Annotated in this window: 9 protein-coding genes; 6 read left to right on the top strand and 3 right to left on the bottom strand. The window is 49.5% G+C overall.

Features of this window, described 5'->3' with window-relative positions; translation table 11 throughout:
- The first annotated feature begins 73 nt into the window (after nt 1-73).
- Both gabP and csiR read left to right on the top strand, forming a co-directional pair.
- Nucleotides 74-1,474: a GABA permease gene (gene gabP, locus FDW94_RS21870; RefSeq protein ID WP_003839698.1), complete on the top strand. Its 1,401-nt coding sequence runs from the start codon at nt 74-76 to the stop codon at nt 1,472-1,474.
- Between the two features lie 45 nt (nt 1,475-1,519).
- Entirely contained in the window at nt 1,520-2,206 is a 687-nt protein-coding gene (csiR, locus tag FDW94_RS21865; protein ID WP_032944692.1) for a DNA-binding transcriptional regulator CsiR, read from the top strand.
- Between the two features lie 12 nt (nt 2,207-2,218).
- Here csiR and lysM read toward each other — a convergent pair whose 3' ends face one another.
- The gene (gene lysM / locus FDW94_RS21860; protein ID WP_003037241.1) at nt 2,219-2,668 is read right to left on the bottom strand and encodes a peptidoglycan-binding protein LysM; all 450 of its coding nucleotides are present in this window, start codon (nt 2,666-2,668) and stop codon (nt 2,219-2,221) included.
- Nucleotides 2,669-2,763: 95 nt separating this feature from the next.
- The gene (locus FDW94_RS21855) at nt 2,764-2,922 is read right to left on the bottom strand and encodes a YqaE/Pmp3 family membrane protein (RefSeq protein ID WP_003037242.1); all 159 of its coding nucleotides are present in this window, start codon (nt 2,920-2,922) and stop codon (nt 2,764-2,766) included.
- A gap of 183 nt (nt 2,923-3,105) precedes the next feature.
- Between FDW94_RS21855 and FDW94_RS21850 the strand changes: the two genes are divergently transcribed.
- The 3 genes from FDW94_RS21850 (at nt 3,106) to FDW94_RS21840 (ending at nt 4,212) form a co-directional block, all read left to right on the top strand.
- Nucleotides 3,106-3,405 carry a metalloregulator ArsR/SmtB family transcription factor gene (locus tag FDW94_RS21850; protein WP_003037247.1) on the top strand — a complete coding sequence of 100 codons (300 nt, stop codon included), beginning with the start codon at nt 3,106-3,108 and terminating at the stop codon, nt 3,403-3,405.
- Nucleotides 3,406-3,414: 9 nt separating this feature from the next.
- Entirely contained in the window at nt 3,415-3,942 is a 528-nt protein-coding gene (locus tag FDW94_RS21845; protein WP_008785603.1) for a rhodanese family protein, read from the top strand.
- A 90-nt stretch (nt 3,943-4,032) separates the two neighbouring features.
- Nucleotides 4,033-4,212, top strand: a complete 180-nt coding sequence (locus FDW94_RS21840) for a hypothetical protein (protein WP_003825999.1) — start codon at nt 4,033-4,035, stop codon at nt 4,210-4,212.
- 36 nt (nt 4,213-4,248) lie between these two features.
- Here the strand turns inward: FDW94_RS21840 and stpA are convergent, their stop codons facing one another.
- The gene (gene stpA / locus FDW94_RS21835) at nt 4,249-4,650 is read right to left on the bottom strand and encodes a DNA-binding protein StpA (protein ID WP_103285678.1); all 402 of its coding nucleotides are present in this window, start codon (nt 4,648-4,650) and stop codon (nt 4,249-4,251) included.
- Nucleotides 4,651-5,207: 557 nt separating this feature from the next.
- Here stpA and FDW94_RS21830 point away from each other — a divergent pair.
- Nucleotides 5,208-5,653 (top strand): L-alanine exporter AlaE (locus FDW94_RS21830; protein ID WP_003037259.1); only part of this gene is annotated, 446 nt, incomplete at its 3' end.

The following is a 5,653-nucleotide window of genomic DNA, read 5'->3' as shown; positions in this document are numbered from 1 at the left end:
GGTGGCGCTACGCTTACCGGGCCTACGGGTAAGGTGCAGGAAGCGACGTCAATAACAATAACGAGGTTTAAAGATGGGGCAAGTGTCACAATCACATGATTTAGGGGGCGGGCTGAAATCACGCCACGTCACCATGCTGTCTATTGCCGGGGTAATCGGCGCAAGTCTGTTCGTCGGTTCAAGTGTGGCGATTGCAGAAGCCGGTCCCGCAGTATTATTAGCCTATCTGTTCGCCGGATTGCTGGTGGTGATGATTATGCGCATGCTGGCCGAAATGGCCGTTGCCACCCCGGATACCGGTTCTTTTTCCACTTACGCCGATAAGGCCATTGGCCCGTGGGCGGGTTACACCATCGGCTGGTTGTACTGGTGGTTCTGGGTGTTAGTTATCCCTCTGGAAGCGAATATTGCCGCCATCATTCTGCACTCCTGGGTACCGGGCATTCCTATCTGGCTGTTTTCTCTGGTTATCACGCTGGCGTTAACCGGCAGTAACTTGCTGAGCGTTAAAAATTACGGTGAATTCGAGTTCTGGCTGGCGCTGTGCAAAGTGATTGCCATTCTGGCGTTTATTACCCTCGGTGCGGCGGCGATTAGCGGTTTCTACCCTTATGCCGATGTTAGCGGAGTTTCACGCCTGTGGGATCAGGGCGGCTTTATGCCCAACGGTTTTGGCGCCGTGATCAGCGCGATGTTAATCACCATGTTCTCCTTTATGGGCGCAGAGATAGTTACCATCGCCGCCGCCGAATCCGATACCCCGGATAAACATATCGTTCGCGCCACCAACTCGGTTATCTGGCGTATCTCTATCTTCTATCTGTGCTCTATTTTTGTGGTGGTGGCGCTGATCCCGTGGAACATGCCGGGCCTGAAAGAAGTCGGTTCTTACCGCTCGGTGCTGGAGCTACTGCATATCCCGCACGCGAAATTGATCATGGACTGCGTCATTTTGCTGTCGGTGACCAGCTGTCTTAACTCCGCGCTGTATACGTCATCGCGTATGCTCTACTCCCTGAGCCGCCGTGGCGATGCCCCCGCCTTTATGGGTAAAACTAACCGCAGCAAAACACCTTATGTGGCGGTATTACTGTCGACAGGTGCTGCGTTCCTCACCGTCATCGTCAACTATTACGCCCCGGCCAAGGTGTTTAAATTCCTGATCGACAGCTCCGGTGCCATCGCGCTGCTGGTGTATCTGGTCATTGCCGTTTCTCAACTGCGGATGCGCAAAATCCTGCTGGCGCGAGGCGGTGAAATTAAACTGAAAATGTGGCTCTATCCGTGGCTTACCTGGCTGGTCATCGCGTTTATTATCTTTGTGCTGGTGGTCATGCTGTTTCGCCCGGCCCAACAGCTGGAAGTTATCTCTACCGGGTTGTTAGCCATAGGAATTATTTGCACCGTGCCCATTATGTCACGCTGGAAAAAACTGCTATCGTGGCAAAAAGCACCATTGCAAAATACGCATTAAACCTGTTCCCGGCGCAGGCCGGGAAATCCTTTCAGGAGTATGACCATGACCGCCATTCCCCAACCGACGGCCATTGATGGATACCGCTGGCTGAAAAACGACATCATCCGCGGTGTGTATCAGCCTGATGAAAAACTGCGTATGAGTCTGCTAACCTCCCGCTATGAGCTAGGCGTGGGACCGCTGCGCGAAGCGCTTTCGCAGTTAGTTGCCGAGCGGTTAGTGACAGTGGTTAATCAGAAAGGGTATCGTGTCGCCCCGATGTCAGAGCAGGAGTTGCTCGATATTTTCGATGCCCGCGCCAATATGGAAGCCATGCTGGTCGCGCTGGCCATTGAACGCGGCGACGACGCCTGGGAAGCTGAAATTCTGGCGCGCGCGCATATGCTCAGTAAGCTTGAAGCCATTGACGCCAGCGAACAGATGCTCGACGAGTGGGATCAGCGCCATCAGGCATTTCACTCGGCGATTGTCGCTGGCTGTGGTTCACAATATCTGCTGCAAATGCGCGAACGGCTGTTCTCTCTGGCGGCGCGCTACCGGTTTATCTGGCTACGTAAAACGGTGCTGTCGGTTGAAATGCTGGAAGACAAACACGATCAGCACAAGACGCTGACCGAAGCGATTCTGGCACGTGATGCCACGTGCGCCAGCGAATTAATGCGCCAGCACTTGCTGACGCCGATTCCGATTATTCAACAGGCTATGTCCGGTAAATTACTGACGCAATAAGCCTGAATAACATTACTGTTCCGGAATACGTAAAACCTGCCCAGGATAGATTTTATCCGGGCTTTTTAGCATTGGTTTATTCGCTTCAAATATCTGGTTATATAGGTTGGCATTACCGTAAACCTGTTTGGCAATAGCGCTCAGGGTATCCCCAGATTTCACGGTATAAAACTGGCTTTCGCTCGCGGGTGCAGAGGTTTTAACCTGATCATCTACGCTGGCGATACCAGAGATATTACCAATCGCGATCAGAATTTTTTCTTTTGCTTCCTGACTTAATCCATCACCAGAAACCGTGGCTTTGCCTTCGTTAATTTGCACGTCCACTTTATCCGCATCAGGGATGCCGGTTTTGTTCAGGTGTTCCTGCACTTTTTTTGCCAGATCGGCTGTGTCATGGTTTCCAGTGACCGCATCCCACAGTTTTTCACCTGCATCTTTTACAAAATTGAAGAGTCCCATATCCACCTCGGTAATTAACAATCAACACCCAAAAGTGTAGCAGAGGAGAAAGGGGCACAAAGAAAACGGCGCCAAAGCGCCGTAGTTGAAAGGAATTAATTACGCGTCTGTATCCAGAAGGCATGGATCAAACCAGGAATGTAGCCCAGCAGCGTCAGAACGATATTGAGGATAAATGCCCAGCCGAATCCCTTCCCCAGCAGCACGCCAAGCGGGGGCAGAATAATAGTAAAAACGATTCTCCAGAAACCCATGCACACTCCCTACAAGCAAAAATTAATCATTGTTTAAAAAGAGATTTTATCTCTAAGAGTAGCCATTCTACCCAACTCTGCCAGTATTCCGCGGCTGTTTTACCCTCCTTTACGCTCTTTACGCTGGCGTACGTTGGTTACTTATTTTAGAATACGCTTAATTTAGATAATACTTAAATACATATGACTGAACTTGAACAACTCCAGGCCAGCGCTGAACAGGCTGCCGCCCTGCTAAAAGCGATGAGTAACCCGAAACGGTTGCTGATTTTGTGCATGCTCTGTGGTTCACCCGGTACCAGCGCGGGTGAGTTAGCCCGTGTTACCGGCCTTAGTCCTTCCGCCACATCCCAGCATCTGGCGCGTATGCGTGAAGAAGGTCTGATAGAAAGCCAGCGCGATGCCCAGCGCATCCTCTACTCCATTAAAAATGCGGCCGTGAATTCGCTGATCGCCACATTAAAAACACTGTATTGCCCATAAGGAGCCATCATGACTATTGGGACGATTTCCCCACGCGAGGCGCAGACACTGGTCGCGCAGGGTGCAAAACTGATTGATATCCGCGATGCTGACGAGTATCTGCACGAGCATATTCCTGAGGCACATCTGGCGCCATTACCCACGCTTGAGCAGGGATCGCTGCCAGCGAATTTACGCGCCGAGCAGGTGATTTTTCACTGCCAGTCAGGCAAACGTACACAAAATGCGGCAACAAAACTGAGCGCCATCGCCGCACCCGCGCAGGTCTGGTTGCTGGAAGGTGGAATTGACGGCTGGAAAGCCGCAGGGTTGCCGGTGGCGAAAGACAGTTCACAACCGTTACCGCTGATGCGTCAGGTGCAGATAGCCGCAGGCAGCCTTGCCCTACTCGGCGTTATTCTGGGCTATAGCGTTAGCAGCGCCTTCTTCTTGCTGAGCGGTTTTGTGGGCGCCGGGCTGATACTCGCTGGCGTAACCGGCTTTTGCGGTATGGCGCGATTACTGGACATCATGCCCTGGAACCGACGTACTCATTAAGCGGTAATCATTGAAACAGCACTGTACCCGCCGGTTGACGTGATCTATGGTGAGTTCTGCGATAAATGATAAATAAAGGAGCGCAACAATATGTTTAAACCTGGCGATCTGGTTCAACCGCGTATGGGCGGTCCAAAACTGAAGGTTGTTGAAGTCAATGACGATCAAATTGTGGCGGTACAAGCCAGTAATGAAAGCGGTGATAAATTCACGCTGAAAGCAGCTGATGTCACGCGATATACCGAAGAGGGTGATTTCGGCGTTTGCTGAAAATAAGCGGTGAGGATCTCCTCACCGCCTTCGCAATTAGATCAAAAAGTCATCAAGAGATTTACCGGCAGCCAGCGCCTGGGCAATTGGCTTCGGTGTGCGACCTTGTCCGGTCCATGTTTTCGTTTCACCATTGAGATCGATAAAACGATATTTCGCCGGGCGCGGTTGGCGTTTTGTAACTGAACGTGCCGTCGCAGGTGTTATGCTCAGCAGCTCCTCCGGGCTGATCCCGTCTGCCTGCATCTGCGCCAGCAAGGCATTAATTTTTGCCTGCTGTTCTGCACGTTGGCGCTGTAGCTGTTCTTCTTCATCGCGCCGTTCTTTGGTCACTACCCTGAATTTTTCAAGCATATCTTCCAGTACATCAACGGAAAATTCACGAGCCATTGCACGCAGCGAGCGGATATTATTTAAGTTTTTTAACATTGAACTCATATTAACAAAACCTCTTTAACGTAAAACATAAAAACGGTATTACGCTAAATATTGTATGCAACCAATTATTATATTTCCAGTCTAATTTATTCGTTTATCATTAAACAAATAGCCAACTCTGATATTTATAGCATCCATTCTGCTATCGCCCAGACAATATATTCTATTACCCTGATTGCAGCTTTGAATATACCTGCAAGGTATCTCAGCGCGTCACTTAAGAAACAAGCCACAGCATCTCGTGGAACCAACGAGTATACATATTGCACATCAGTCAACATTCAGAAAAGGAGCGCAAAAAATTCAGAAAAACAAGCAACAATAACTCTTTGATCTAAAAAGACTTTAATTAACACAGCAACGAAAACACCAAAACGAACAAAAAACAAACCATTACAGAGCATTTTATCGACAAAAAGACAATAAATAAAAATTTCCAGCTAGTTGCTAGTTATTATCCAGGCAGATATCCTATTGAAACGCGAAAGCAGCAAGACAAATCACTAGCAGTTAAGGTATTCAAAACCTTTTTTCCCCTTTTTACAAGGAGCATTAACATGTTCTCTCCGCAGTCACGCTTGCGTCATGCAGTAGCAGACACGTTCGCGATGGTTGTTTATTGTTCTGTCGTGAACATGTTGATCGAAATATTCCTTTCTGGAATGAGCTTCGAACAGTCGCTGTATTCCAGATTAGTCGCTATCCCTGTCAACATACTGATCGCGTGGCCATACGGCATGTATCGTGATTTGTTCATGCGCGCGGCCCGTAAAGCCACGCAGGCAGGATGGGCAAAAAATCTGGCGGATGTGCTGGCTTATGTCACCTTCCAGTCGCCGGTGTATGTGATTATTCTGCTGACGGTTGGCGCAGACTGGCATCAGATTACGGCTGCAGTAAGTTCGAACATCGTGGTGTCAATGCTGATGGGCGCTGTCTATGGCTACTTTCTTGATTATTGCCGCCGCTTGTTTAAGGTCAGCAGCTATCATCAGGCTAAAGC

The organism is Citrobacter sp. wls757, from assembly GCF_005280935.1.
GTDB classification, from domain to species: Bacteria; Pseudomonadota; Gammaproteobacteria; order Enterobacterales; family Enterobacteriaceae; genus Citrobacter; species Citrobacter portucalensis.
Note: the sequence above shows the minus strand (reverse complement) of the source record. Positions and strands in the feature narration are given on the sequence as shown.

Coding starts and splice junctions, on each gene's coding strand:
- lysM (WP_003037241.1), bottom strand. CDS start 2,668: ATGGGACTCTTCAATTTTGTAAAAGATGCAGGTGAAAAACTGTGGGAT.
- FDW94_RS21850 (WP_003037247.1), top strand. CDS start 3,106: ATGACTGAACTTGAACAACTCCAGGCCAGCGCTGAACAGGCTGCCGCC.
- FDW94_RS21855 (WP_003037242.1), bottom strand. CDS start 2,922: ATGGGTTTCTGGAGAATCGTTTTTACTATTATTCTGCCCCCGCTTGGC.
- FDW94_RS21840 (WP_003825999.1), top strand. CDS start 4,033: ATGTTTAAACCTGGCGATCTGGTTCAACCGCGTATGGGCGGTCCAAAA.
- csiR (WP_032944692.1), top strand. CDS start 1,520: ATGACCGCCATTCCCCAACCGACGGCCATTGATGGATACCGCTGGCTG.
- gabP (WP_003839698.1), top strand. CDS start 74: ATGGGGCAAGTGTCACAATCACATGATTTAGGGGGCGGGCTGAAATCA.
- FDW94_RS21845 (WP_008785603.1), top strand. CDS start 3,415: ATGACTATTGGGACGATTTCCCCACGCGAGGCGCAGACACTGGTCGCG.
- stpA (WP_103285678.1), bottom strand. CDS start 4,650: ATGAGTTCAATGTTAAAAAACTTAAATAATATCCGCTCGCTGCGTGCA.